This window comes from Brevibacterium sanguinis (assembly GCF_003315415.1).
GTDB classification, from domain to species: Bacteria; Actinomycetota; Actinomycetes; order Actinomycetales; family Brevibacteriaceae; genus Brevibacterium; species Brevibacterium celere_A.
This window is the reverse complement of record NZ_QNSB01000004.1, coordinates 291,205-316,209: the sequence shown is the minus strand read 5'-3', so window position 1 is coordinate 316,209 and position 25,005 is coordinate 291,205. Positions and strand designations below refer to the sequence as shown.

The 25,005-nt window shown below is 70.6% G+C and carries 20 protein-coding genes; 17 read left to right on the top strand and 3 right to left on the bottom strand.

The annotated features are described in order from the left end of the window. Window positions 1-51 precede the first annotated feature (51 nt). On the top strand, window positions 52-681 hold the full coding sequence (locus tag DFO65_RS07845; protein ID WP_245940540.1) for a dihydrofolate reductase family protein: 630 nt from the start codon (window positions 52-54) through the stop codon (window positions 679-681). A gap of 29 nt (window positions 682-710) precedes the next feature. Here the strand turns inward: DFO65_RS07845 and DFO65_RS07840 are convergent, their stop codons facing one another. Beyond that, window positions 711-1,766 carry a uroporphyrinogen decarboxylase/cobalamine-independent methonine synthase family protein gene (locus tag DFO65_RS07840; RefSeq protein ID WP_113903853.1) on the bottom strand — a complete coding sequence of 352 codons (1,056 nt, stop codon included), beginning with the start codon at window positions 1,764-1,766 and terminating at the stop codon, window positions 711-713. Window positions 1,767-2,178: 412 nt separating this feature from the next. Between DFO65_RS07840 and DFO65_RS07835 the strand changes: the two genes are divergently transcribed. From DFO65_RS07835 to DFO65_RS07820, 4 genes are all read left to right on the top strand, one after another. After that, entirely contained in the window at window positions 2,179-3,546 is a 1,368-nt protein-coding gene (locus tag DFO65_RS07835; protein WP_245940539.1) for a serine hydrolase domain-containing protein, read from the top strand. A gap of 38 nt (window positions 3,547-3,584) precedes the next feature. Further along, window positions 3,585-4,631 (top strand): GlxA family transcriptional regulator, encoded by a 1,047-nt coding sequence (locus DFO65_RS07830; RefSeq protein WP_113903851.1) that lies wholly within the window; start codon window positions 3,585-3,587, stop codon window positions 4,629-4,631. Between the two features lie 171 nt (window positions 4,632-4,802). After that, entirely contained in the window at window positions 4,803-5,798 is a 996-nt protein-coding gene (gene gap, locus DFO65_RS07825; protein WP_113903850.1) for a type I glyceraldehyde-3-phosphate dehydrogenase, read from the top strand. Window positions 5,799-6,030: 232 nt separating this feature from the next. Then, on the top strand, window positions 6,031-8,283 hold the full coding sequence (locus DFO65_RS07820; RefSeq protein WP_245940538.1) for a heavy metal translocating P-type ATPase: 2,253 nt from the start codon (window positions 6,031-6,033) through the stop codon (window positions 8,281-8,283). 7 nt (window positions 8,284-8,290) lie between these two features. On the opposite strand, the gene DFO65_RS07815 is transcribed toward DFO65_RS07820, so the two are convergent. Both DFO65_RS07815 and DFO65_RS07810 read right to left on the bottom strand, forming a co-directional pair. After that, window positions 8,291-10,195, bottom strand: a complete 1,905-nt coding sequence (locus DFO65_RS07815) for a bifunctional sugar phosphate isomerase/epimerase/4-hydroxyphenylpyruvate dioxygenase family protein (RefSeq protein ID WP_113903927.1) — start codon at window positions 10,193-10,195, stop codon at window positions 8,291-8,293. 65 nt (window positions 10,196-10,260) lie between these two features. Further along, window positions 10,261-11,583 (bottom strand): MFS transporter, encoded by a 1,323-nt coding sequence (locus DFO65_RS07810; protein ID WP_113903848.1) that lies wholly within the window; start codon window positions 11,581-11,583, stop codon window positions 10,261-10,263. A gap of 167 nt (window positions 11,584-11,750) precedes the next feature. Between DFO65_RS07810 and DFO65_RS07805 the strand changes: the two genes are divergently transcribed. The 12 genes from DFO65_RS07805 to DFO65_RS07750 all read left to right on the top strand — a co-directional run bounded on the left by DFO65_RS07805 (window position 11,751) and on the right by DFO65_RS07750 (window position 24,953). After that, the gene (locus DFO65_RS07805; protein ID WP_113903847.1) at window positions 11,751-12,500 is read left to right on the top strand and encodes an IclR family transcriptional regulator; all 750 of its coding nucleotides are present in this window, start codon (window positions 11,751-11,753) and stop codon (window positions 12,498-12,500) included. A gap of 2 nt (window positions 12,501-12,502) precedes the next feature. Further along, entirely contained in the window at window positions 12,503-12,982 is a 480-nt protein-coding gene (gene aroQ, locus DFO65_RS07800; protein WP_113903846.1) for a type II 3-dehydroquinate dehydratase, read from the top strand. A gap of 5 nt (window positions 12,983-12,987) precedes the next feature. Continuing rightward, window positions 12,988-13,830 carry a shikimate dehydrogenase gene (locus tag DFO65_RS07795; RefSeq protein WP_113903845.1) on the top strand — a complete coding sequence of 281 codons (843 nt, stop codon included), beginning with the start codon at window positions 12,988-12,990 and terminating at the stop codon, window positions 13,828-13,830. Window positions 13,831-13,972: 142 nt separating this feature from the next. Then, entirely contained in the window at window positions 13,973-14,407 is a 435-nt protein-coding gene (locus DFO65_RS07790; RefSeq protein ID WP_147233310.1) for a hypothetical protein, read from the top strand. Then, on the top strand, window positions 14,397-15,959 hold the full coding sequence (locus DFO65_RS07785; RefSeq protein ID WP_245940537.1) for a sensor histidine kinase: 1,563 nt from the start codon (window positions 14,397-14,399) through the stop codon (window positions 15,957-15,959). Before DFO65_RS07790 ends, DFO65_RS07785 begins: the two co-directional genes overlap by 11 nt. Then, a complete protein-coding gene (locus DFO65_RS07780) occupies window positions 15,956-16,615 on the top strand; it encodes a response regulator transcription factor (RefSeq protein WP_113903842.1) in 660 nt (219 codons plus the stop codon). Before DFO65_RS07785 ends, DFO65_RS07780 begins: the two co-directional genes overlap by 4 nt. A gap of 79 nt (window positions 16,616-16,694) precedes the next feature. Further along, window positions 16,695-17,963 (top strand): glycosyltransferase family protein, encoded by a 1,269-nt coding sequence (locus DFO65_RS07775; protein ID WP_113903841.1) that lies wholly within the window; start codon window positions 16,695-16,697, stop codon window positions 17,961-17,963. Further along, complete coding sequence (locus tag DFO65_RS07770; RefSeq protein WP_245940536.1) at window positions 17,953-19,521, top strand: glycosyltransferase family 4 protein; 1,569 nt, start codon at window positions 17,953-17,955, stop codon at window positions 19,519-19,521. Before DFO65_RS07775 ends, DFO65_RS07770 begins: the two co-directional genes overlap by 11 nt. After that, the gene (locus DFO65_RS07765) at window positions 19,518-20,720 is read left to right on the top strand and encodes a glycosyltransferase family 4 protein (RefSeq protein ID WP_113903840.1); all 1,203 of its coding nucleotides are present in this window, start codon (window positions 19,518-19,520) and stop codon (window positions 20,718-20,720) included. Before DFO65_RS07770 ends, DFO65_RS07765 begins: the two co-directional genes overlap by 4 nt. Then, complete coding sequence (locus DFO65_RS07760) at window positions 20,717-22,552, top strand: ABC transporter ATP-binding protein (protein WP_113903839.1); 1,836 nt, start codon at window positions 20,717-20,719, stop codon at window positions 22,550-22,552. Before DFO65_RS07765 ends, DFO65_RS07760 begins: the two co-directional genes overlap by 4 nt. After that, window positions 22,549-23,709, top strand: a complete 1,161-nt coding sequence (locus DFO65_RS07755) for a phosphotransferase (protein WP_113903838.1) — start codon at window positions 22,549-22,551, stop codon at window positions 23,707-23,709. Before DFO65_RS07760 ends, DFO65_RS07755 begins: the two co-directional genes overlap by 4 nt. Next, window positions 23,706-24,953: a phosphotransferase gene (locus DFO65_RS07750; RefSeq protein WP_113903837.1), complete on the top strand. Its 1,248-nt coding sequence runs from the start codon at window positions 23,706-23,708 to the stop codon at window positions 24,951-24,953. The genes DFO65_RS07755 and DFO65_RS07750 overlap by 4 nt, the downstream gene beginning before the upstream one ends. The last annotated feature ends 52 nt before the right edge of the window (window positions 24,954-25,005 follow it).

Sequence of the window (25,005 nt, the reverse complement as noted above, 5' to 3'; positions counted from 1 at the left end):
ATGGGCCCGAGGACGCCGACCCAGAGGGCGCCGCGCACGCGGGTGCACAACATGCTCGTCTCACTCGACGGCTTCGCCGCCGGCGACACCGTGACCGTCGACCAGCCCATCGGGGGAGCCGAGCTCCTCTTCAGCCGCTTCGACGGTCGGGTCATCGACGGTGTGGACGGGGCCGATGCCCCGATCACGGTTGACCGGGCGCTGATCAGCCTGTGGGGGCAGGGGATCGGAGCCGAGATCATGGGGCGGCGGAAGTTCGGTCCGCAGACCGGGGGCTGGTCCGACGACGGATGGCAGGGCTGGTGGGGAGATGCCCCGCCGTTCCGCACCCCGGTCTTCGTCCTCACCCATCACCCGCGCGAGCCGATCGAGTTCGGGAACGGGACGAGCTTCCACTTCATCGACGCCTCTCCGGAGGACGCGCTGCGCCGAGCACAGGAAGCGGCCGGGGGACTGGACGTGAGGATCGGCGGGGGTCCGTCGACAGTCCGGCAGTTCCTCGAGGCGGACCTCATCGACTTCCTCCACCTGACGATCGTGCCCGTCGTGCTCGGCACCGGAGTCCGGCTCCTCGACGGGCTCGCGGGCATCGAGGACCGCTTCACGATCGAGACGATCAGCACCGACGGCCTCACCCATCAGCTGTGGAACCGTGACGAGGCCGGCCGCCGGCGGCGCTGATCGTCTCAGGCGGTGAGCGCCGGCGTCCTTCAGGCGAAGCGGTCGAGGATGTCGGCGTGCAGCTGGAGCAGACCGGGAGTGCGCTCCTTGGGTCCGCGTCCGAATCCGCATTCCGTCGCGATGCCGAACTCCGGGATCCAGCGGCCCGCTGCGGCGATCCGTCGCTGTGCGCCCTCGATGCCGTCCTCGTGGTGGACGAGTCCGAGGACGATCCGTGCCCGGTCCGTCTTCAGCCCGGCCAGCGGTGCGAAGTAGTCGTCGTCGCAGCGCTCGATCGGCACCGGCAGGTGAATCCATGCGATCGGGTGGGCGACCTGCCGGGTCAGCTCGTTGGCGACCCTGACGAGGTTCTCGGTCGTCGGCGGTTCGGTGAAGTGCTTCTCGCCGACGTCTCCGTAGCAGAGGTGGAAGCCGAGCTCGACGTCGTCCGGGACGTGGGCGGCCGCCTCGGCGACGAGGGAGACGAGGTCCGCGACGAGGTCCCCGTCGGTCCACAGCTGCGGCACCCCGCCGCCGAGGTTCACCTTCTCGATGTAGGCGAACTCCGTGGCGAGGTCGAACTGGATCGCCAGGTCCTCGTGGGGGACAGCCTCGGTGATGGCGCGGATCTCGCGGGCGAGGGCATCGCGGTACGCCGGGTAGACCCGTTTCCGATCCGCCGGCGCGACGAACGTCGTCACGGGGGCCAGCGGAGAGGGCAGGCTGACCTGGAACCGGATTCCCTCCGGGATCGTGCCGGCGTCCCGGAGGCGGGAGAAGTCCGCGTAGGAGTCGGCGGCCGCGGCGGCATAGCCGAGGGGGCCGAACTCGAGGGACTCGGTGTCGGCGTCGATGGCGAAGGGGCGGACGTCGAATCCGGCGACGAGGATCGGGTCGATGGGCAGTCGGCTGAGTCCCGCGGTCGCCTCGAAGGCGGAACCCTGGAACAGCATCCAGTGGAAGCGCTCGCCGACCTCGCCGTCGGGAATGCGTGCCACCGCATCGCCGAGGTGCTCGGAGACGATGGTGAAGGTGTCAGCAGCGGTGTCCTGGCTGACGGAGCCGACGAGGTGTGCGCCGGTCAGCCTGGGTGTCGAATTCGTCATGAGCGTGAGTCTATCCGCCGGTTTCCCCGGCGCACCGGAGAGTCGCAGGATCGCGTCACAGTCGCCGGCGTCGACAGGTGATGGAATCCACGAGCCGGCCGGACCGCTTGGCTCGCCCTTGCCGAGCCCGCTGGTGTAGACTGATCAACCGTTTGGTAACTGTTCTGACCGCTCGCGCGGGCGATGCCGAATCCACGGCAGCACTCCTTGCTCGCGGCGGCCGGCGCCGACGGCTTCCGAGTATCCGAGGGTGCGTCCACAGGGTAGGCTCGTCCATGCCGATCGAGTCCTGTGGAGGTGGAGCATGGCTGACGTGAGGAAATTCCTGCGTGACCTGGCCAAGAACCCTCCGATGCGTCGGCTCGGGGCCCTGTCGGGCAATACGAAAGGCATCAGAGGCACCTTCGACTCCATGGAATCGACAATCGCGAAACCCGCACGGCCGCGACCGGCCGACCTCGTCGAAGCGACCGAGGCCGTTGCGGCCGACGCCGCGCCCGCGCAGCCGCTGCCGGCGATCGGCAGGCTCTCCTCGGCGAGCGAGGATGCCATCGTCGACCCGTCGGAGAGAGTGCTCGAACGCATCGACCTCGACTCCTGGAAATGGCCGGAGTACTTCGCCTTCTCGCTGACCCGGATCGAGGAGCTCTTTCCCACTGCCGGCATCCCGAGGGGAGTCGGGCCGGTCCGGAAGTTCGTCACCGAGGAGAACGACTACCGCTCGCTGCGACTCGACCGCGCGAAGTGGCCGGCGATCGACGAGAGCTGGACGAGCGTCGGCGACGCACTGGCCAACACCTTCACCGATGCCTGGATCGTCACCCGCGATGGGGTCGCCCTGGCCGAGGAGTACGCGTGGCCGATGAAGCCGGCGCGGCGCCATATGCTGTTCTCGGTGAGCAAGTCCGTCGTCTCGACCGTCGTCGGAAGCCTCACTGATGCGGGCCTCATCTGCCCCGACGAGCTCGTCACCACCTACCTGCCGATGCTCGCCGACAGCGGCTATGCCGGCGCTACCGTCCGCGACGTCCTCGACATGCGCTCGGGAGTGAGGTTCTCCGAGGAGTACCTCGTCGAGGACTCCGAGATCCGTGCGCTGTTCGAGGCCGTCGACATGGCGCCGCGCACCGCCGCCTCGGCGAACGGGATCAAGGAGTACCTGACCGGGCTCACCCGCGAACGTGAGCACGGCGGACCCTTCCTCTATCGCAGCTGCGAGACCGACGTGCTGGGCTGGATCTGCGAAGCCGTGACCGGCCGGCCCTTCGCCGTCGTCGCGAGCGAGTACGTCTGGTCGAAGATCGGCGCCGCCCACTCCGCACAGGTGTGCCAGGACCACTGGGGCGGATCGATCGTCGACGGCGCCATCAGCACCACCCTGCGCGATCTCGCGCGCTTCGGCGAGCTCATCGCGCGCGGCGGGGTGACTGCCGAGGGCCGCAGGGTCATCAGTCAGTCCTGGATCGACGACATCTTCGCCGGCGGTCCCGACTCCGCCGAGGCGTTCGCCGCCTCCGCCTCGGGCCCGTCCTATCCGGGCGGCATGTACCGCAGTCAGTTCTGGGTGCCGTCCGCCGGCCGCGACGTCGTCGTCGGCATCGGCATCCATGGCCAGATGCTCTACATCGACCGCGCCACACAGACCGTGGGCGTGAAGTTCTCAAGCGATCCGGAACCGGTGCGGCTGGCCGGCCAGCACGCCACCCTGGCGATGTTCGAGGCCATCGCCGAGGCGGCGCCCGCCCGATCGTCCGGACGCGTCGAGAGCGTCGTCGCCTGAGCCCGACCCGGCTCACCGTTGCCTAGACTTGAGGCACTATGAGCCTCGACCCTCGGGCGAGTGCGCGCGAGAAGTCGCGCGCGAAGCCCCACCGCATCGTCGTCCTCGCCCTCGCCGGTGTCTCCGCCATGGATCTCGGCGTCCCGGCGCAGATCTTCGGCGAGGGCTCGAGCCCGGCCCCGGTCGTTGCCGGTGCGGGCACTGGAGGACGAGCCGCGGTTCCGGGCAGCTGGCCCTACGCCGTCGAGGTCTGCACCCCGGTCCCGGGGGTGCTCGCCGGCGCCGAGGGCCTCGACTACTCGATCGACCGCGGACTCGACGCGCTCGAGGGCGCGGGCACGATCGTCATCCCCGGTTCCGCCTCGGCGGTGGCAGGCGAGCCCTCCGGAGCGGTCATCGGAGCTCTGCTCTCCGCATTCGAGGCCGGTTCACGGCTCGTCGCGATCTCCACCGGAACCTTCGTCCTCGCCCGCACGGGGCTGCTCGACGGCCGTCGAGCGACGACTCACTGGGCGCACGCGAAGGAGCTGGCGAAGCGATACCCCTCGATCGCCGTCGATGAGAACGTCCTCTTCGTCTCGGGGGAGCGGCTGCTGACCTCGGCGGGGGCCGCCTCGGCGATCGACCTCTGCCTTCATCTCATCCGTCATGACCACGGGGTCGGACTGTCGAACCAGGTGGCCAGACGGCTGGTCGCCGCCGCCTACCGCAGCGCCGGTCAGGCGCAGTACGTGCCGCGCAGCGTCCCCGAACCCCTGGGCGAGGTGTTCGCCGACACCAGGCAGTGGGCGCTCGAGCACATCGGTGAGCCGCTGACCCTGGGGGATCTCGCGGCCAACGCCGGGGTCTCCGTGCGGACCTTCTCCCGGCGGTTCGTCGAGGACACCGGCTACACGCCGATGCAGTGGGTGCTCCGTGCCCGCGTCGATCTGGCCCGGGAGCTGCTCGAGAACACGGACCTCGGCATCGAGCAGATCGCCGATGAGGTGGGGCTGGGGACCGGGGCGAACCTGCGCATGCACTTCCAGCGGATCCTCTCGACGACCCCCAACGAGTACCGGCACAACTTCTCCGACCGCGAGTGACCCGCATGCCGGCTTCGCGGGCCGCCCGCCTGTGGCCGGAATCTTTCGACATCTGGCAATAGTACTGGCGAGAACCTTTCGATCACTGTCGTGATGGCCACTGTTGTGCCGCATCATCGGAGCCGACAATGGAGATGTGCCCGCACATGGTCCCCAACTCAAGGAGTGGCATTGACTCGCATCGCCATCAACGGATTCGGCCGGATCGGCCGCAGCACCCTGCGCGCCCTCGTCGAACGCGACAGCTCACTCGACGTCGTCGCCGTCAACGACCTCGGCGCCGCCGATGAACTGGCGCGCCTCCTCAGATTCGACACCACTCTGGGTCGATTCGGCCGACCGGTCGAGGTCGACGGCGACAGTCTCGTCGTCGACGGACGGACGATCAAAGTCCTTGCCGAGAAGGATCCTGCCGACCTCCCGTGGGCCGAGCTCGGCGTCGACATCGTCCTCGAGGCCACGGGCCGCTTCACGAAGGCCGACAAGGCCCGGGCCCACATCGCTGCCGGCGCGAAGAAGGTGCTCGTCAGCGCACCGTCCAAGGGAGCGGACGTCACCTTGGCCTACGGCGTGAACACCGACGCCTACAAGCCTGAGCACACGATCATCTCCAATGCCTCGTGCACGACGAACGCCCTCGCCCCGCTGGCCAAGGTACTCGACGATCTCGCCGGGATCGAGCAGGGATTCATGACGACGGTCCACGCCTATACCGGCGACCAGAACATCCAGGACGGACCGCACCGCGATCCGCGTCGCGCCAGGGCGGCCGCCGCCAACATCATCCCCACCTCGACCGGGGCGGCCAAGGCGATCGGCCTCGTCCTCCCGCAGCTCGACGGGAAGCTCAGCGGCGATGCGATCCGCGTGCCCGTGCCCGTGGGCTCGATCGTCGAGATCAACACGACCGTCTCCCGCGACGTCACCCGCGACGAGGTGCTCGCCGCCTACCGTGATGCCGCCGAGGGGTCGCTCAAGGGGATCCTCGTCTACGAGACCGAGCCCGTCGTCTCCAGCGACATCGTCGGCGAACCCGCCTCGTCGATCTTCGACGCGGCGCTGACCCGGGTCGAAGGGCGCCGGGTCAAGGTCGTCGCCTGGTACGACAACGAATGGGGCTTCTCCAACCGCGTCGTCGACAACCTGGAGCTCATTGCGCAGGGCTGACAGCGAACCTCGGCCGCGGTCCACGGCCGCAGCCGCCGCACGGGACGCCACCTGCCGGTGACCACTGCGCGAGGCTGCCGCCAGTGGCGATCGGAGGCACCGGCGGACCACAGGCCGATCGGCTGAGAACACACGCACTGTGCACTCACAGCCGGTCGGCTGTGCTGTACGCGGGGGACTCCATTGCCGGAGACCCCTTGAAATATACCCCTAAGGGGTATACGGTGACGGCATGAGCCGCAGTCACGAACAGCACAGGGGCCATCCGTCGATGGCCGACCAGGTCGAGCGCGATGCGCATGAGCATCACTCCGAGGACAGCAGCAACGCCGGCCCCGCGGGCCACACCGACCACGCCGGCCACTCGCACCACCCCGGTCATGGCGATCACGAAGGACACCCCGGCCACAGCGCCGGCCATTCGGGCCATTCCGGCCACGCAGGTCACTCCGGCCACGGCGACCACGTCGGGCAGTTCCGCCGGCTGTTCTGGATCATGCTCGTCTTCGCGATCCCCGTCATCGGATTCAGCCCGATGTTCGCGCACCTCGTCGGCTACGAGATCCCGGGTGCCGCCGGGGCAGCCGGCGCTCCCGCAACCGGAGCGGAGCATGGCGGTGACACCCCGCTCGGCTGGCTCGCCTGGATCTCGCCGCTGCTCGGCACCGTCATGTACGTGTGGGGCGGCAGACCGTTCCTCACCGGCGGGTGGAGCGAGACCAGGTCCCGCAAGCCGGGGATGATGCTCCTCATCTCGCTGGCGATCACTGTCGCCTTGCTCTCCTCCTGGGGAGCCTCGCTCGGTCTGCTCCACCCGGAGCTCGAGTTCTGGTGGGAGCTCGCCCTGCTCATCGTCATCATGCTCGCAGGGCACTGGATCGAGATGCGGTCGCTCGCGCAGACCACCTCGGCGCTCGACTCCCTGGCCGCGCTCCTGCCCGATGAGGCGGAGACAGTGGTCGGCGATGAGGTCGTCACCGTCTCCCCGGCGGACCTGCGGGTCGGCGACATCGTCATCGTCCGCCCGGGCTCCGCGGTGCCCGCCGACGGTCGGATCATCGACGGGTCGGCGAGCATGGACGAGTCGATGATCACCGGCGAATCGCGGACGGTGCGCCGCGGCCACGGCGACGGGGTGGTCGCCGGCACCGTGGCCACCGATTCCGGGGTCCGGATCGAGGTCACCGCGACCGGCGACGACACGGCTCTGGCCGGCATCCGGAAGCTCGTCTCCGACGCGCAGTCGTCGACCTCCCGCGCGCAGCGCATCGCCGACACCGCAGCGGCCTGGCTCTTCTGGTTCGCCCTCGGCGTCGCCGTCGTCACCGCACTCGTTTGGAGCGTGCTCGGGCTGCCCGACGACGCGGTCGTCCGCACCATCACCGTGCTCGTCATCGCCTGCCCCCATGCGCTGGGCCTGGCGATCCCGCTCGTCGTGTCCATCGCCACCGAGCGCGCGGCCCGCGCCGGAATCCTCATCAAGGACCGCCTCGCGCTCGAGACGATGCGCACTGTCGACACCGTCCTCTTCGACAAGACCGGCACCTTGACGAAGGGTGAGCCGACCGTGACCGCCGTCGAGGCCGCAGACGACGCCGAGGCCCGCGCCGAGGCGGTCCTCGCCCTGGCCGCGGCCGCCGAGTCCGACAGCGAGCACCCGCTGGCGAAGGCCATCGTCCGTGCCGCTGCCGACCGCGAACTCGAGATCCCGCGCGCCGCCGACTTCTCGTCCTCACCGGCCGTCGGAGTCAGGGCGAGGGTCGACGGCGCCGAGGTGGAGGTCGGCGGGCCTCATCTGCTCTCCTCCCGTGGAGTCTCGGAGCTGTCGATCGCCGAGGACTGGCGGGAGGAGGGCGCGATCATCCTCCACGTGCTCCGGGACTCGACCGTCATCGGCGCCCTGCGCCTGGCCGACGAGATCCGCCCGGAGTCCCGGGAGGCCGTCGACGCCCTTCATGCCGCAGGATCCCAGGTCGTGATGATCACGGGAGACGCCGAGGCGGTGGCGCAGTCCGTGGCGGACGAACTCGGCATCGACCGGGTGTTCGCGGGAGTCCGGCCGGAGGCCAAGGCAGCGAAGGTCCGTCAGCTGCAGGACGAGGGGCGGAGGGTCGCGATGGTCGGCGACGGAGTCAACGACGCTCCCGCCCTGGCGCAGGCGGATGTCGGAATCGCGATCGGCGCGGGCACGGATGTCGCGATCGGCTCGGCCGGGGTGATCCTCGCGTCGGACGATCCGCGGGCCGTGCTGTCCGTGGGCGAGCTCTCCCGCGCGACCTATCGGAAGATGAAGCAGAACCTGTGGTGGGCCGCCGGCTACAACCTCATCTCGGTGCCGCTGGCAGCGGGGATCCTCGCCCCGGTCGGCTTCATCCTGCCGATGAGCGTCGGAGCGATCCTCATGTCGGCCTCGACCGTCGTCGTCGCGATCAACGCGCAGATGCTGCGCCGCCTCGACCTGCGCCCGGAGTCGCTCGCGAGCTGAGCGGCCGTCACATCCCGCGGTTGCGGCGGTACTGGGCGGCCAGCCGCACGGGGGCGTCGGGAGCACCGAAGCCCTGGTAGTCGCCTCGGCGTTCGACCATCTCGAAGAACACGGAGCCGATCGTCGACGTGTAGAAGTGGAGGAACTCGCCGGAGGCGTCCGCGTCGTAGAGGACGTGGTGCTCCTGGAGCCGGGCCAGGAAGTCCGAGTCGAGGTCGAAGCGGCTGGCCAGATCCTCGTAGTAGTTCTGCGGCACCGGCAGGAAGTCGAGGCCGCGGGCGCGAGCGGTGGCCGCGGCGGCGAAGATGTCCTCGCACGTGATCGCGACGTGCTCGGGGTAGGGGTCGGCCGAGGTCTGCGTGCGCGCCTTGTCGCCGACGAGCTCCGAGTGGACCGGGGCGACGTTGAGCGGCATCCTGATCGACCTGTCGGACGAGGACATCACCTGGGATCTCACCAGCCCGGAGGGGCTGGGCACGTCCTGCGAGGGCTGGGCGTGCAGATCGAGCAGCGAGGTGTAGAAGAGGACCGACTCGTCGTAGTGGCTCGCCGGCTGGGCGAGGTTGACGTGGTCGATGCGCGACGCGTGCCGGGAGGTGTCGGCACCGAACTCCCCGATCCACGCCGGCGCCGCTGCTCCCTTCTCCGCCTGATGGAAGAACACCTCGGAGCCGTCGGGGGCGAAGACCCCGCGCAGCACCTCCTCGTCGTGGGACTGCTCGCGGGGCACCTCGATCGCGTGGAGGAGGGAGGCCCGGTCCATCGCCGCCTCGGCGTCATCGACGTCGAAGCCGATCCCGCGCAGGTAGGTGCCCGGTGATCGCTCGGAGGCCGGACGGTCGATGCCGTCGGTCGTCGTGTCGATCTCGCTGATGACGATGCGCGCGTCTCCGCGCATCCACAGCTGCACGTGCGGTTTGCTCCGGTGGAATCCGGTGAAGTCGAAGCCCAGTTGGTGGAGCTGGCGGGTGAGGGTCCCGAGATCCTCGGTGCTCAGCTCGACGAAGCTGACATCGCGCGGCTCGGCGACCTCGGGCAGGGGCCGGAGGTCGAGGGCAACCCCGCCGCATGAGGCGCCGTTCCCGGCTGCCGGGGCGGCGTTCCCGGCGACGCTCGCCTCGAGCCACCTCAGTGACCGGAGGCCGTCGACGGCGGTGCGGTAGGTGTCGGCCTGGCGGAAGGAGTCGTTGAACACCTCGAGCGAGACCGGCCCCGAGTATCCGGCGGTCGCGACCCGGGCGAGGAAGTCGCTGAGATCCCACGACCCCTCGCCGGGGAAGACCCGATGGTGGCGCGACCAGCTGAGCACGTCCATCGTCAGTGCCGGCGCATCGGCGAGCTGGAGGAAGAAGATCTTCTCGCCCGGGATCTCCGCGATCCGCCCGAGGTCCGTGTTCCGGGAGAGGATGTGGAAGCTGTCGAGGCACGTGCCGATGCGTGGGTGGTCGGCGGCGCGGACGAGGTCCCAGGCATGGTCGTACTCGGAGACGAAGCGCCCCCAGGCCAGGGCCTCGTAGGCGATGTCGACGCCGTGACGGTCCGCGACATCGCCGAGGCGGCGCAGCTGCTCGACGACCAGGTCATCGTCATCGATGGTCGCCGTCCCCACGTTGGAGCACAGCAGCATGGTCGTCATCCCGAGGCGGCGCATGAGCGCGAACTTCGCCTCCGCGCGGCGGAGATTCCGTGCGAAGGTCTCCTCGTCGACGCCCTCGAGATCGCGGAAGGGCTGGTAGAGGTCGAGGCTCAGCCCCAGATCGCCCGCCAGGGAAGCGACCTCCTCGGGCGTCCGGGGCGAGACGACGAGGTCCTGTTCGAAGATCTCGACTCCGTCGAAGCCCGCCGCCGAGGCGGCCCTGAGCTTCTCCTCCAACGTGCCCGACAGGCACACAGTGGCGATCGCGGTCCGCATCATCTCTCCTTCGTGTCGGGTGGCGGGTGCCAGGCCCGATCTGGGCCCGGACCCGGTTGGTCGCCTCAGCCTCGGCGGTCGGCGTGGAGCCGGTCGATCTCGTCGAGGTCCAGCGCCTTCGTCTCCTTCGCCGTGAGCGCGGCCAGCGCCACGAAGACGCAGACCCCGGCGGTGAATGCGGCGACGGAGACCCAGTTCTCACCGGACCTGCCGGCGACGGCCGAGGCAAGGGCCGGGGCGACTCCGCCGGAGACGGCGAAGCCGATCTGAGTGCCCAGGGCCAGGCCGGTGACCCGGACCGTCGTGGGGAACATCTCGGCGTAGAACGAGGGCCAGATCGCGTTCGCCATCGAGTAGAAGCCGCCCGACATGACCGCGCCGCAGATGAAGATGAGCGTCCAGTTCCCGCTCGAGACCGCGCCGAGGTACGGGAACATCATGACTCCGGCCAGCAGCGCTCCGGTGATGAAGACCGGCTTCCGCCCGATGCGGTCGGCCAGCAGGGCGGCCGCCGGAATGGCGAGCAGGGCGACGGCGTTCGCGATCACCGAGACCAGGAGCATGGTCGAACGCTCGAGGCCGACGATCGACGTGCCGAACGACAGGGACCAGACCGTGAAGACCATGTTCACGGTGTTGATCATCGCGCATGCCGCAACCCTCAGGACCGCGGCCTTGTGCCGACGGAACACGGACATCAGCGGCGGCTCCTCGGCGCGGGCCTCCTTGAACACCGGAGGCTCGTCGAGGCCACGGCGGATCAGCCATGCGACGAGGACGACGACGGCCGAGAGCCAGAACGGAACCCGCCAGCCCCAGCTGAAGAGCTGGTCCTCGGGGAGGAATACGGTGAACGGGATGAAGACGGCGGTGGCGAGCAGGGTGCCGAACTGGGTGCCGTGCAGTGTCCAGCTCGTCGTCCAGGCGCGCTTCCGCTCGGCGGCGTGCTCGAGGGAGACGCTGATCGCGCTCGCCTGCTCACCGGAGGCCGACAGGCCCTGGATGACGCGGCAGACCACGAGCAGCAGCGGGGCCCCGATGCCGATCTGGTCGTAGGTCGGCAGGCAGCCGACGACGAAGGTCGAGACGCCCATCATGAACAGGGTGAGCATGAGGACGAACTTGCGTCCGAAGCGGTCGCCGAGCGGACCCATGATGAGCGCGCCGAGCGGGCGGACGACGTAGGCGACGCCCACGGTGCCCATCGCCAGGAGGATCGCGACGCCCGGTGCCGTGGTCTCCGGGAAGAAGAGGACGTTGAGCACGAGGGCCGCCGCGGTCCCGTAGACCGCGAAGTCGTAGTACTCGAGCGCCGAGCCCGTCCAGCTCGAGAGCGCCGCCCGCAGCGGCGTCTTGGCGGGGCGAGCATCGTTGATCGCTTGACTCATGGTTCCTCGAATCATCGGTTGCCATATGTTGGCAATTACTGTTACATTGTGGTTTACAGTGTGAGGCAGATGACATAGTCTGTCAACGGCCGGTCGATGCGCAGGACATCCGCAGTGCACCGGAACCGTCCATGAGGACACATCAGAGCAGAGGAGAGGAGGTGGCGATGCCGCCGAAGGGATCGAACACGGTGACGAAGGCGTTCGCGATGCTCGAACTCCTCGGAGAGCATCCGGAGGGGATCAGTGCCGCCGCCGCCGCCGAGGCCACCGGCCACCCCTTCAGCACCGCCTACCGACTCCTCGGCGGACTGGTCGAGTCCGGCTACGCCGAGTACGACCCGACGAGCCGGCTCTACACCCTCGGCCTCGAGGTCTTCCGCCTCAGCCAGAAGGTCGCGCACCGGCGCGGATTCGACGGAGCGACGAAGGACCTCCTCAAGGCGCTGACCCGGGAGACCGGTGAGTCGAGCCTCCTGTCGGTGCGCCAGGGCAACGCCTCACTGACCGTGCTCACCGTCGACGGCCCCCAGTACCGGACGACCACGGATCCCGGCGACCACGCACCCCTGCACACCTCGGCGCTGGGGCAGGTGCTCCTCGCCTTCGATCCCGACCACGACCGGGTCGTCGACGAACTCGACCTCGTGCCGAGGACCCCGAACTCGATCACGGATCCCGCGCGGCTGCGGACGAGGATCGCCGAGATCCGTGACCACGGATTCGCCGCGCAGTCCGAGGAGAACGACATCGGAATGAACGCCCTGGCCGTGCCCGTGCTCGATCTCGACGGTCGCCTGCTCGCGGCCCTCGCGCTCGCCGCCCCGGTCTTCCGCCGCTCCCTCGACGACCTCATCGAGCTCGTCCCCCGACTGACCGAGACCGCCGCGCGGGTCGCGGCCCGACTGCCGAGGTGACGATGGCGACGATCCTCGTCCTCAACGGACCCAATCTCAACCTCCTCGGCATCCGCGAGCCGGAGGTCTACGGTGCGGAGACCCTGGCCGACATCGAGGCACTCTGCGCCGCCACCGCGGCCGAGGCGGGCCTCGGGGTCCGCTGCCTGCAGTCGAACCACGAGGGCGAGCTCATCGACGCCGTCCACGCCGCCCGGGACACGACGGTCGGAGCCGTAGTGAATGCGGCCGCCTACACCCACACCTCGGTGGCCCTCCACGACGCGCTCAAGTCCTATCCCCACCCCGTCGTCGAGGTGCACCTGAGCAACCCGCACGCGCGCGAGCCGTTCCGCCACCACTCGTACATCTCACTCGTCGCCGACGCCGTCATCGCCGGAGCCGGCTCGTGCGGGTACGCGCACGCGATCCGACTGATCGCGGACCGGACGGCAGCGACGGGAGACCCCGACACCGACGAACCCGCGACGACGAGGAAGTGACGACCATGGACAGGACAGTGCTGCTGGGACTGATCGGGGAGGGGATCGCCGCGTCCCGCACCCCGCGGATGCACGAGACGGAAGGAGACGTCCACGGGATCAGGACGCTCTACCGGACTCTCGACGTCACCGCGCCCAGGCGCCGGGAGGCGAGCCTGGCCGAGCTGCTCACCGCGGCCCGCCTGACGGGGTTCGACGGCCTCAACATCACCCACCCCTTCAAGCAGCAGGTCCTCGAGCTCCTCGACGAGGTGGATCCGGGCGCGGCGACCATCGGCTCGGTCAACACGGTCGTCATCGCCGAGGACGGGACGACGACCGGCCACAACACGGACGTCACGGGCTTCGCCCGCGGGTTCGCCGAAGGGCTCGAGAACGCCCGGACGGAGCGGGTCGTGCAGATCGGGGCCGGGGGAGCGGGCCGGGCGGTCGCCTTCGCCCTGAGCAGCCTCGGGGTCGGTGAGCTCGTCATCGCCGACACGAGCGCCGAGCGCGCCGAAGCGCTCGCCGCCGACATCGGCAGCGGGGTCCGCGCGATCTCGACGGACGTCCTCGGGCCCGCGATCGTCTCGGCGGACGGGATCGTCAACGCGACGCCGGTCGGCATGGCCGCCTTTCCCGGCACCCCGTTCGACACGGACCTGCTCGAGGCGGACAAGTGGGTCGCCGATGTCGTCTACTTCCCCCTCGAGACGCAGCTGCTCAAGGAGGCGAGGGCGAAGGGATGCCGGACTCTCGACGGCTCGGGGATGGCCGTGAATCAGGCCGTCGACGCCTTCGAGCTCTTCACCGGGGTGAGGGCCTCGGCGACGCGGATGCGCGCGACCTTCCTCTCCTTCGGCGCCTGAGCCTCGGCGCCCGATCGCACGCGCCTCGGCGCCCGACCGCACGCGCCTCGGCGCCTGAACTGAGCCGGGGTCACGCGGTCCTAAGAAGACTCTCATCCGCCACCGCTCGACAAAGCCGTCGCAGTTGGGCAGTGTGATGGGAGTGGGGGGACTGACGCGGATGGTGGGCTGGGTCGTGGCCGGCCTCGTCGTCGTGCTCGCCTCCGTCACCTTCGTCATCGTCCGCAGCACCGCCCAGTCCGAACCGCCGGACCTCACCCCTGTCGAGGTCACCCCACAGCCAGCGGACACCTCGGGGTCGCCCGGGGCGAGTCCCGGTGATGAGAGCGCCGAGGCGGGCGCCTCCTCGAACGCCGACGCCGGCAGCGATGGCGGATCCTCGGCCGGCGCGGATTCCCCGGGGTCGGACGCCGCGGACGAACCGCCGAAGCGGATCGAGCGCTCCTACGAACCGGCGCCCAATCCGCCGCAGGAGCTCTCTGACGACGACGATGACGATGACGACGTCGGCGAGGGTGCGGACTCCGGCGACGACGATGCCGAGGCCGACGAGGTCGAGGACGATGATGACGGCTGAACGGCGCATCAGGCTGACCGTTCAGAATCGACTCACGATCGCCGTCGCGATCCTCTCCGTCCTCACCCTGACGATCGTCGGCTTCGTCCTCTACACCGTCGAGTCGAACAACGTCCGCACCCGCAACACCGCGACGATGTCCCAGGAGATCGCCGAGATGCGGTCGTTCGCCCAGACCGGCGTCGATCCGGAGACCGGGAGGGCCTTCACCTCGGTCGACCATCTGCTCAGCCAGTTCCTCGAGCAGAACCAGCCCAATGCCGACGAGGCGTTCTTCGCGTTCCTCACCGACGGCCGCGTCCTCTACCAGGGCGAGTCCGAACCCCTCCTGGGGAAGTCCAAGGAGTTCGAGAGGGCAGTCGCCGCGGTGGCCGCCGACGGCGGGCGCGTGGCCCTGACGATCGGGAACGCCGAGTACGAGGGATACGTGCTCCCCGTCGCGACCGACGGGGCGGGGACGACCGACGGGGCGGGGACGACCGACGGTTCGGGGACGACCGACGCGAGCACGCAGTCCACGGCTCCGCCGGCGGGCGCCGCACGGACCGATGCCGAGCCGGCACCCACGGACGCGCCGGCCCCCTCGCCCGGCACGGAGTCCTCCCCTTCCGGGACCAAGCCGGCCTCCTTCGTCGTCATGCACAACGTCTCCGCCAGCCGCGCCGACCTCACCCAGGTCATGCAGATCTACATCGTCATCGCCCTGGCCGCGGCGATCCTCATCTCCGGGATCTCCTCGATCCTCGCCCGCCGCCTCCTGGCCCCGGTCACCGAACTGCGCCGGACCGCGCAGTCGATCTCCGGCGGTGACCTCGGCAATCGGCTGAGCATCGAGGGCAACGACGACATCGCCGAACTCGGCCGGACGTTCAACGACATGCTCGACCGCCTCGAGGCCGCCTTCGTCGCCCAGCGCACCTTCCTCGACGACGCCGGGCATGAGCTGCGCACCCCACTCACCGTCCTCCGCGGTCACCTCGAGATCATGGACGTCGACGATCCCGCCGACGTCGAGGAGACCCAGTCGCTGCTGCTCGACGAGACCGACCGGATGTCGCGTCTCGTCGACGACCTGCTCGTCCTGGCCCGCTCCCGCCGTCCCGACTTCGTCCGGACCGAGACCGTCGACGTCCCCCACCTCCTCCAGGACGTGCTCGCTAAGGCCAGCGCCCTCGGCGAGCGCGAATGGGCGCTCGACGAGGTGGAGGTGACGGCGCTCCGCGCGGACCGGCAGCGCCTGACCCAGGCGCTGCTCCAGCTCGCGGCCAACGCGGTCGACCACACCGAGGAGGGCGAGACCATCGCCTTCGGGGCCCGCAGCATCGGTGACCGCGTGCATCTGTGGGTGCGCGACGAAGGGCGCGGAGTGCCGCCGGAGATCGCCGCCGACATCTTCGAGCGATTCCGCCGCGGCACCGACAAGGGCGACGGTTTCGGGCTGGGGCTGTCCATCATCAGAGCCATCGCCGAGGCGCACGGCGGTACCGTGGTCCTCGACGACACCGAGGTGGGGGCCACGTTCCGGATGATCCTGCCGAAAGGGGAAGTGTGAAGCGAATTCTCATCGTCGAGGACGAGGACCGGATCTCCGCGTTCATCGCCAAGGGACTCAAGGCCGCGGGGTTCACCTCCAGTGTGGCCGCCGATGGGCTCAGCGGACGCGAACTGGCGCTGTCCGGGGACTTCGACCTCGTCGTCCTCGACATCGGCCTGCCGCTCATCGACGGGTTCAGCGTGCTCTCCGAGCTGCGGGAGCAGCGGCCCGAGCTGCCCGTGCTCGTCCTCACCGCGCGTGACAACACCGACGACACGATCTACGCACTGGAGAGCGGTGCGGCCGACTACATGGTCAAGCCGTTCCGGTTCGGGGAGCTGCTCGCCCGGATCAAGCTGCGGCTCAGGGACACCCCCGCCGAGGCGCCCACCACCGAACTCGTCCGCGGCGACGTCCGCATCGACCTGCTCCGCCGGCAGGTGACCGCCGCCGGGAGGGACGTCGACCTGTCCGCCCGGGAGCTGTCCCTGGCCGAGATCCTGCTGCAGAACCGCGGCCAGGTGCTCTCCCGCGAACAGCTGCTCTCCCATGTCTGGGGCTACGACTTCGACCCCGGCTCCAATGTCGTCGACGTCTACATCGGGTACCTGCGGAAGAAGCTCGGCAGCGACTTCGTCACCACCGTCCGCGGATTCGGGTACCGGGTGGACTGAGTGCTGCGGCGGGCGCGGATGAGAGTTCTCTCATCCGGGTCTTAACCCCGCCTTAGACGGGAGCGCGAAGCTGGGGACCATGGCACACTTCGGCACTGCAGAGGACGAGGGCTTCACCGGCTCGGGGCACGGCTCCCTGGGTCTCGGATCGGGGACCGTGAGGATCGCCCTGTTCTCCCACGACTCCGTGGGTCTGGGCCATGTGCGACGGAACCGCGCCGTGGCGTTCTCCCTGGCCCGCGACCTTCCGCGCCTGACCGGCAAGACGGTCAGCGGTCTGCTCATCGCCGGCAATCCCGAGGCGACGAGATACTCCCTGCCGCCCGGATGGGACTGGGTCGTCCTCCCCGGCGTGGCGCCTGCCGACCACGGCTACCGACCGCGGTCCTTCGGGGAGTCGATGTCGGGGCTGAGATCGCTGCGGGCCGCCGCGATCGACGCGATCCTCACCACCGCGCAGCCGGACCTGTTCATCGTCGACCGGCACCCCTTCGGCGTCGCCGGCGAACTCACCGCGGCGCTGGCCACCGCCCGCCGCCACGGCTGCCGGACCGTCCTGGGGCTGCGTGAGGTCCTCGACACCCCGGCCGTGCTCACCGCCGAGTGGGACGCCGTCGGCGGAGCCGCCGCCGTCGCCGACTCCTTCGACCAGGTCTGGCTCTACGGCGATTCGAGCGTCTACGACGCCCGACTGACCGGGGAGGTTCCCGCCGAACTCGCCCGGATCGCGGTCGCCACGGGCTACCTCTCGCTCTCACGACCCGACCCCCTGCGCGTGCCCGCCGACCAGAGCCCGTTCGTCCTCACCGTCCTCGGCGGCGGATCGGACGGGGGAGCGCTCGCGCGCACCGCGATCCGCGCCGAGCCTCCGGCAGGCCACAGGCACCTCGTCGTCACGGGGCCGCAGATGGATCGCGGCGAAGCCGACCTCCTCGCCCACGCCGCCCATCCGCGGACGCAGGTGATCCGCCACAGCGACGACGTGCCGGGGCTGATCGCGAGTGCCTCCGCGGTCGTCTGCATGGCCGGGTACAACACCCTCGCCGAGGTGATGGCGACGTCGACGCCGGCTCTTGTCGTCCCGCGCGTGGGACGACGCGCGGAGCAGCCGAGGCGGGCGGAGGCGCTGGCCCGCGCCGGTGCGATGTCGACGAGGGCACTGGGCGAGCTCACCCCGCTCGGACTCGGCGAGTGGTTCGCCTCCCAGGTCGGACGCTCGGTGAGCCGCGAGCACATCGACCGCTCCGGGCTCAGCGTCGTGCCCCGGCTCGCGGCGCACCTCGTCGGAGCGCTGCCCACTGTCACCCCTGTCGACGCTTCCGCGAAGGAGGCCCACTGTGCCGGCTGAACCCACGACCGCCTCGGCCGGATCCATGGCTCGGCCTGCGCCGACGACCCTTCCGCTGCCGCGGAGGGGCGGGGGAGGACTGAGCGCCTATGTGCTCAAGATGTACCCGCGCTTCTCGGAGACCTTCATCGTCTCCGAGATCCTCGCCCGCGAAGCCGCGGGGGAGGAGTTCGTCATCTTCTCCCTGCGCCCGAGCACCGACGCCCGCTTCCATCCCGAACTCGCGAGGGTCCGCGCCCGCGTCATCCACGTCGAGCGGCCGTCGAGCTCCCGCGGATTCTGGGAGTCGTTCCGGTCGGCCGCCGCAGCCCTGTCAGCGACCGACGAGAGCGGAGGTCAGCACCTCGGCGCCGCGGACGAGGACCGCGATCGGCGCCTCGGTGCGGCTCTTCCCGCGCTGCTCGACCTCGACCACGACGACGCCGTGCAGGCGCTGAGCGTGGCCAGGCTCGCACTCGAGCACGGGGTCGATCATCTCCACGCCCATTTCGCCACGGTTGCGACGACCGTCGCCCGGGCCGCCTCCCTGCTCACCGGCATCCCGTACTCCTTCACGACGCACGCGAAGGACATCTTCCACGAGAGCGTCGACCTCGCCGACCTGCGCACCAAGATCGCCGACTCCCACCACACGATCGCGATCAGCGAGTTCAACCGCAGCTATCTGCTCGCGCAGGTGGGACGGGCGGAGGCGGCGAAGATCTCCCTCGTCCGCAACGGGATCGAACTCGAGCGCTTCGACCACCGTCCGCACCCGGGACCGCGCACGCCCGGGCGCCTCGAACTGCTCGCGATCGGCCGCCTCGTCGAGAAGAAGGGATTCGTCCACCTCATCACGGCGCTCGCCCGACTGCGGGACGCCGGCGTCGACGTCCACCTCGACCTCGTCGGCGACGGGCCCGTGCGCCCTCAGCTCGAGGCCGCGATCGTCGAGTGCGATCTCGGTGCCGAGGTGAGCGTGCACGGACCGCTGACGCAGGCCGAGATCCGCGACATGTACCACTCCCACGACCTCCTCGTCGCCCCCTTCGTCGTCGGATCCGATGGGAACGCCGACGGACTGCCGACGGTGCTCCTCGAGGCGATGGCGTGCGGCATCCCCTGCATCGCCGGGAACGTCACCGCTGTTCCCGAGGTCATCGAGCACGGCGTCACCGGCTGGCTCGTCGACGGGCACGACCCCGCGGCGATCGCCGGCACCATCGCCGAGGCGGTGCGCAGCGAGCAGGAGAGCCCGGGCACGTGGGAGCGGATGACGCGCCTGGCCCGCACCCGGATCGAGCTCGCCTTCGACTCGAAGCGGCAGGCCCGGGCACTGCGCGAGCTGCGCGAACGGGGAACCGGAACCGGGAGTGCCCGCGATTCCGAGACCGGTCGGGACCACTCCGGCATCCGTCGTGTCCGGTCCGGCTCCGGGCGTGCTGACCCGGGCACCGAGATCGGCACCGAACGTGTCGGCGCCGAGTCCGGCATCGGGAGTGTCGTCGCGACGGCCGAGTCCTGCCCGGGGAGTGTCATCACCGGGGCCGAACCGCGGATGAGGGAGGCGGCACGATGAGGATCGCCTACCTGCTCCTCGACCCGGGCATCGGCGTGTTCGGCACCAAGGGCGCGAGCGTCCACGTGCAGGAGATCGTGCGCGCCATGCGCGGCCTCGGCCACGAGGTCAGCGTCTTCTGCACCCGCCGCGACTCCCACGTCCCCGCCGATCTCGCCGACCTCGATGTCACCTGCCTGCCGGTGCTCAGGGGCCTCGACGCGGGGCAGCGGGAGATCGAGCTCCTGGCACTGTCCGAGTCGCTCGCCGAGGCGGCCCTCGACCAGGGGCCGTTCGACCTCGTCTATGAACGCTACTCCCTGTTCTCGACGGCCGGGGCGACGCTCGCCGAGCACCTCCGCGTGCCGCTGGTCCTCGAGGTCAACGCTCCGCTGCTCGACGAGCAGCTGAAGCATCGCGGGCTCGTCCACGTGGGGCACGCCCGCCGGACGACCGCCGCCGGCTTCGCCGCCGCTGATCGGATCAACTGCGTGAGCGGCGCCGTCGCCGACTGGGTGCGCCGCGACCACCCCGGCGTCGCAGGCGTCGGAGTCGTGCCCAACGGCGTCAACACCGACAGGATCACACCCGCCGAGGCGACGGCCCAGGCGTCCGGCGCCGCGCGCGGTCGCGCACCCGTGAGGATCGGCTTCGTCGGCACCCTCAAGCCGTGGCACGGGACCGAGAACCTCGTCGCCGCCTGCGCCCTCCTCAGCGGCCGATTCCACCTCGACATCTGCGGCCACGGCCCGCAGTCCGAGGCTCTCGCCTCCCAGGTCGCGGCCCTCGGCCTCGCCGACGCGGTGACGTTCCACGGCGCCGTGGCACCGGAGCGGATGCCCGAGCACCTGCGGCGCTTCGACATCGCCGTGGCCCCCTACCCGGCCGGGGAGAACTACTTCTCCCCGCTCAAGGTCTACGAGTACCTGGCGGCCGGACTGCCCATCGTCGCCTCGCGGATCGGGGCGATCCCCGATCTGCTCGAGGGCACCGGCGCCGCCGACCTCGTCCCACCCGGTGACGTCGGGGCGCTCGCCGATGCCCTCCAGCGCCTCGTCGACGACCCCGCGAAGCGACGCCGGATGGGTGCCGCCGCTCGCGCCGAGGCGGTGGCTCGGCACTCCTGGACGAGCAGGTGCGAGGACATCCTCGCCCCCTTCGGCCCCGCGGCCACGGGCGCGGGACCTGTCGGCCGAGTCGCGACGATGGAGACGGCATGAGCCGCCGGTCCCGCGACACGATCTCGGCGAGCGCACTGCGCCGCACCCTGCGGATCCTCCGCCCCCATGTCGGCCGCCACCGCCTGCTTATCGGCGCAGGCCTCCTCGCCCTGTTCGCCGATGTCGCCTTCCGGGTGCTCGAACCCTGGCCGATCAAGGTCGCCGTCGACGCGGTGTCCATGGCCCTGGGCGCGCAGCTCGGCGAGTCGTTCGGCCTCGGCGGCGACGTCGGGCTCACCCTGGCCGCGGCGGCGATCGCCCTGGCGGTCATCGTCGCGGGTCGCGCCGGGACCAATTACGCCTCGACGATCTGCTTCGCCCTCGTCGGCGCCCGGGTCGCGACCGAGCTGCGCTCGCGGGTGTTCGAACACGTCCAGTCGCTGTCGCTGAGGTACCACTCGAAGGCCTCGATCGGCGACACCTCCCAGCGGCTCGTCGGCGACATCGGGCGGCTCCAGGAGGTCGCCGTCACCGCAGGGCTCCCGCTCGTCGGCAATGTCGTCACCCTCGCCGTCCTCCTCGTCGTCATGGTCGTCCTCGACCCCGTCCTCAGTGCGATCGTGCTCGTCACGGCCGCGGTCTACGGTCTGCTCTCGATGGTCTCGACGCCGAAGATCACGACCGCCTCGCGCTCGACCCGCAAGGGCGAGGGACAGCTCGTCGGCTCCGCCGCGGAGGCGCTCGGCGCGATCCGGGTCGTCCAGGCCTACGGGCTGGAGAAGACGGTGGCCCGCGACTTCGCCGACGGCAACGAACGCGCGCTCAAGGCCGGTGTGCGCGCTCGCCGGCTCGCCGCCGGACTCGAACGCTCCACCGACGTCCTCGTCGGCATCTCCCAGGCGCTCGTGCTCGCCTTCGGCAGCTACCAGGTGCTGCAGCAGAGGATGACCCCCGGAGACCTCATCGTGTTCCTCATGTACCTGAAGATCGCGATGAAGCCCCTGCGTGACATGGCGAAGTACACCGGTCGCATCGCCCGCGCCGCCGCCTCGGGGGAGAGGATCGCCGACCTCCTCGACGAACCGGTCGAGATCGCCGACGCCCCCGATGCCGCGACCATGGGCCGGGTCAGCGGCGACATCGTCTTCGACCGCATCACCTCGCGCGACGGCCACGGCCGGCGGCTGTTCGACGACGTCAGCCTCCTCATCCCCGCCGGACAGCGGACCGCCCTCCTCGGCGCCTCGGGAGCGGGGAAGTCGACGCTGGTCAGCTACCTGCTGCGGTTGTCCCAACCCGAGTCCGGAGCCATCTACATCGACGGCTACGACACCCGGAACGTCACCCGCTCGTCGCTGCGCGCCAACGTCTCCGTCCTCCTCCAGGAGTCCGTCCTGTTCGCCGCGACCGTGCGGGAGAACATCCGCTACGGTCGCCTCGACGCCACCGACGCCGAGGTGGAGGCCGCCGCTCGTGCCGCGCAGGCCGATGAGTTCATCCGCAGTCTGCCCGACGGCTATGACACGGTGCTCGGCAACCGCGGCGACACCCTCTCCGGCGGTCAGCGGCAGCGGCTGGCGATCGCCCGGGCCCTGGTCCGCGCCGCCCCCATCGTCGTCTTCGACGAGGCGACCTCCGGGCTCGACCCGCGCACCCGCGCGCTCGTCACCGAATCGGTGCAGTCCCTGACGGAAGGACGCACGAGCCTCGTCATCACCCACGACGCGTCGATGATCCGCGGTCTCGACCGGGTCGTGTGGCTCGAGGACGGGACGATCGTCGAAGACGGGCCCCCGGACGTTCTGGCCGGCGATCCCGACTCCCGGTTCGCCCGGTGGCTGTGCGCGCAGGAGAGCGACCCGGGTCTCGATGCGGTGCGAGGTTCGGCATGAGCGTGGACGCCGGCCGCAGAGTGTCCGCATACGCCGGGCTGCCGTTCATCGACGAGATCACCACCGCGGCGGGGCTCTCGGAGTGGATCGGGACCGCGGTGAGGCCGTACCGGATCAGGGTCAAGCCCGGCCACGGAGCGCTGCTGGCATGGCGGCGTGAGAGCGACCAGGGCATCGCCGGCGACTGGGGGTGGGCCGCGATCGTCACCGACCCGGCCAAACTGTCCAACATCCGCCGCCGCGCCGACCGCCGCGGCACGCCGGTCACCGTCCACGCAACGAGCGGCGGCCACGACGGCCCGGCGGTGCTGCTCAGCGGCGAGCTCCCCGGCGACCCGAAGCTCGGGAAGGCGATCGTCCGTGCCGGTTCCGGATACTCCACGTCCGCCGAGGTGCTCCGCTACAACCCCGGGCGCCGGCTCCTCCTGCACTCGGGCACCGAGGTGGTGCGCATCAGCGTCAGAGGCGGCAGCCATGTTGTCGCCGCGTCCCGGCAGTGGCGGGAGTGGGGACTGCCCACGCTGCCGGTCGAGTCCATCGGCGGTCACGGCACCTCCGTGCGATCCCCGTGGTGGGGTCGCGGCGACCTCGCCGACGCTCCCGATCCCGCGGTCGCCGCCGCGGTCGGCGAGGCCGTCGCACACCTCCACTCCCGGGCCCCGGCGCAGGCTCTCGGGAGGGAGTCCCGGCGGCGCGACCTGGAGACGGAGCTGCGGTCCGCGGGGAGCCGTCTCCTCGCTCTGACTCCCGAGCTCGGGGCCGACATCCGGACCATCGTCGGCGCCCTGGCAACCCGGCTGAGCGCTGAGTCCGCCGAGGCGGAACCGGTCCCGATCCACGGCGACCTCAGCCCCGATCAGGTGCTCGTCGACGGTGATGAGTTCCGGATCATCGACCTCGATCGCGTGGGCATCGGCCCTGTCGGCATCGACATCGGAACCTGGGCGGCTGCCTGCCGTCTCAGCGGCCACGACGCCATGGAACGCGCCTTCCTCGACGGCTGCGCCCGCCGGGGCGGAGTCGCCGTCGACGTCGAGGCCTGGTGCGCACGCGCCCTCGTGGTCGCCGCGATGGAGCCCTTCCGCCGGTGCGCACCCGACTGGCGGAGTCGGACGAGGGCGATCGTCGACCTCGCGAAGGAGGCCCTGAGCCGATGACGATCGACACCCCGGCGACGATCGACACCCCTGCGACGATCGACACCCCTGCGACGATGACGACAGGTGTCCCGGAGACGATCGACGTCGACGGGGCCGCATGGTCGGTGCGCCGTGCGTGGCCCGCGGGTGAGGGCCGTGTCGCGATCGAGGCCGCGCTCGGGGAGCGGATCAGGGCCGGCATCCAGGAGGACGGCCGCCTCACCCTGCTCCCGCCGGGAGAGGATCCGAAGCTGCCCGGACTGGCCCGGGTTCTCGGTGAGGGCGTGCCGGTTCTCGGTGCGGGCGCGCACCGGGAGGCTCCGGCGCGACAGGTCCCGCCGGTGGTCCCGTCGGGACCGGTTCCGGCGCGACAGGTCCCGCCGGGACAGGTCCCGCCGCGGGTGGTCTCCCACCGTCCGGGCCGCCGCGCCGTCGTCCGGCTCGCCGACGGGACCTACGCCAAGTGCGTGCGTCGCGGAAGGGCCCGCGGGATCGTCGACGGGATCCGCCGGGCGCAGCCCTTCGCGGCGGGATTCCGGATGCCCGAGCTGATCTCCGTCGACGAGTCGACGGTCGTGCTCAGCCGGCTCATCGGCACCGAGCTCCACGATCCCACCCGTCTGAGCGCGGGGCAGTGGGAGCGCGCATGGGCCGAGGTGCTCGACGCCTGGGCTCGCGCCGGCTCGCCCGCCGCGGCCTCCGCCGGCGACTCCGCGACCGGATTCACCAGCGGTCCCACGAGCCGATCCGCCGGCGACTCCGCGACCCACACCGCCGACGACGAGATCCGCGTGCTGCGGGAGTGGAGGGTCAGGGCAGACCGCTGTCTCGGTCCGCTCCTCGGCGCCCCGGTGGTCGCCGCTCTCGACCGGGGGATCGACGCGGTCGCGGTCGATCTGGCCGCCTCGGCGGGCGTGTGGGGACCCCTCCATCGGGACCTCCACGACAAGCAGCTTCTGTGGGACCCGGTCCGGGGGCCGGGACTCCTCGACGTCGACACCGCCTGCACGGGCGAACGGGAGCTCGACCTGGGCAACCTCCGCGCGCACGCGCTGTGGCGCCGTCACCAGGGGATCTGGTCGGACGAGCACGCCGAGGTCGTGGTCCGGGGGATCGCGGAGACCGCCTCGGCGATCGGGGCCGCCGACGCCCTCATCGATGCGTACACCCGGGCGGCGCTGCTGCGGCTCGTCTGCGTGTACGCGTTCCGGCCCCGGTGGAGGGCGCGGATCGGAGCGCTCATCGACGCAGCCGGCGGATGACCGGGCCCGGCCGGCGAGCCCGCCGCCGGCGCATGCCCGGGTGGGGAACGGG